Source organism: Bacillota bacterium (assembly GCA_040754675.1).
In the GTDB taxonomy this organism is placed as follows: Bacteria; Bacillota; Limnochordia; order Limnochordales; family Geochordaceae; genus Geochorda.
In genome coordinates this window covers 1-1,624 of record JBFMCJ010000763.1, presented here as the reverse complement: position 1 = coordinate 1,624, position 1,624 = coordinate 1, and the positions used below count along the sequence as shown (strand labels likewise).

At 67.5% G+C, this 1,624-nt stretch carries 3 protein-coding genes and 1 pseudogene; all 4 read right to left on the bottom strand.

Features of this window, described 5'->3' with window-relative positions:
- Positions 1-474 (bottom strand): DUF6744 family protein (locus AB1609_23375; protein MEW6049375.1); only part of this gene is annotated, 474 nt, incomplete at its 3' end.
- A gap of 129 nt (positions 475-603) precedes the next feature.
- Positions 604-774 (bottom strand): annotated as a pseudogene (locus AB1609_23370) (DUF488 family protein).
- Between the two features lie 30 nt (positions 775-804).
- The gene (locus tag AB1609_23365) at positions 805-963 is read right to left on the bottom strand and encodes a hypothetical protein (GenBank protein MEW6049374.1); all 159 of its coding nucleotides are present in this window, start codon (positions 961-963) and stop codon (positions 805-807) included.
- 153 nt (positions 964-1,116) lie between these two features.
- A partial coding sequence (locus AB1609_23360) for a hypothetical protein (GenBank protein ID MEW6049373.1) occupies positions 1,117-1,624 on the bottom strand: 508 nt, incomplete at its 5' end.

The window sequence follows — 1,624 nt, the reverse complement described above, 5'->3', positions numbered from 1 at the left end:
ACCCAGCGCGTCCTTGTAGTAACGCCGGATCGACTCCACCGCCTCCGCCACCTCGGGGCTTGAGTGCAGCTCCTCCACCTTCAGCTCCCCGCCCCTGCGGGCCAGGACAAGCCGGGCGGCCGTCGCATGCCACAACTCACGGTCATCGGCGTCCACCTCTTGCAGCACCAGGTGGCGTTCCACCTCGTCCTTGTCGGCGCGCACCTCGGCAACCAGGAGGTTGCGGTACGTCCCGCCCGACCGGCCCATCACCCGGCGCTTCTCGGCGGCCGACGTGGCCCGCCGGAAGGCGTCGCACGGCTTCACCTGGCCGGGCAGGTACTTGCCCGACACCCCCGCAGCCTGGAAGGCCGCAATCAGGTCCTGGGCGGTCACGGAGAGCGACTCGTAAATGGTAAACCACAGCAAGTGACCCAAAACCCCCGACACCGCACGTTCGACGGCCACCTTGCCGTCAAGAACCGACACCCCCATCCCCTACAACCTCCTTCCGGGCGTAAAGCCCGCGTCATCCCGAGCCCAGCTGGGTCCGGGTCCCTACGACCGAACCATCCCGGACACATCGCGCCCGCAGCACACCACACGCTCGCACCCGCCTATGCATCAGGCCCCCAGCAGTTCCCCCACCAGCCGCCTGTGGCAGTACGTGTCCTCTCTGCAGAAGCAGGAGAGAGCCACCGTCCTGCCAGCGGCAAGCGCCTTCTTCAACTTCGCAAGATACGCCCGGGCCGCGGGAAGCCCCATCTCCTCCAGAAAGGCCTCCCTGTACTGGGGCCACCTGGCCGGCCACTCCCCCCTATGCTTTCACGCCAGGTACTGCGTGAAGACGTCGGGGGAAGGGGCAAGCTCGGGCGCCCAGGTCCAGCCGGGGGCCACCCGCGGGGACCGGGTGATCTGCAGCTTGAGGTCGGCCTCCACTGGCTGACCTACTCTACAGAGGATGAGCAACTGCTTCGTGTCCACCCTTCCACCTCCTGGAAACAAGGGGGAGGACCCCGCATCGCGGAGCCCTCCCCTCAGCCACGGTGAACAGGCACGGCCAGCCTCCCACCAGGAGGCAAGCTCCACCTGGCCGGACTCACACCCCGCACAAAGCTCGCCGGGCATCCACAGGCACTACCCGAAGTCCGGCACCTGGCCCAGATGCTTGATGAGCAGGTCAACCACCAGCCTCTCCCACGCCGCCTCAAAACTCCTCGTGCAGTCGCTGGCACAGGACTCCCGGTGCAGCACCTCGTGCACCAGCGCCCCGAGGGCGCGTTTCGGGTCGGCCAGAACCGACCGGCGAAGCCGGATCACCCGGGCACCGGAGTCCCAGCAGCCGTCCACCTGGACATTCCCGGCCACCAGGTACTCCACCACCTCAACCCTCCCGGGATCAGCCACGCACCCGGCCACTACCTGGCGGATCCAGTCCAGCACCGCCCGCTCGCGGGCCGTGAGATCAACCCGGCGCCCGGAGCGGTGGTGAAGATCGGCCAGCGTACGCGCGGAATAATACACCCCCAAGTCCTCGAACAAATCCACCCACGCGGACGGATACCGCTCCAGGACGCGGTAGCCGTAGCTCACCCGCAGTTCCTCATCCGCAGGAGTATGATCCCCCAGAGCAACCCGCGGGCCA